Raw genomic sequence first — 269 nt, 5'->3', positions numbered from 1 at the left:
GCGTGGGGCTCGATTACTTCCGCTTGTCTGCCGATCGCCGTCTGTTGTTCGGCGGCGCCTGCCATTACTCGGGGCGCGACCCTCAGGACATCGCCGCGTATATGCGGCCGAAAATGCTCCGCGTATTCCCGCAATTGGCCGACACCCGCATCGACTTCGCCTGGGGCGGCACGATCGGCATCGGCGCCAACCGCTTGCCGCAAATTGGCCGCCTGAGTGGCGAAACCAACGTGTACTTCGCCCAGGCCTACTCGGGGCATGGCGTGAAC

Annotated in this window: 1 protein-coding gene; it reads left to right on the top strand. The window is 64.7% G+C overall.

Translation table 11 applies throughout. The features are described from left to right. A partial coding sequence (locus tag AC0IW9_RS30940; RefSeq protein WP_471652129.1) for an NAD(P)/FAD-dependent oxidoreductase occupies positions 1-269 on the top strand: 269 nt, incomplete at both ends.

This window comes from Belnapia sp. AC561, from assembly GCF_979252845.1.
The sequence above is the reverse complement of the archived record's forward strand: the minus strand, read 5'-3'. Positions and strand labels throughout refer to the sequence as shown.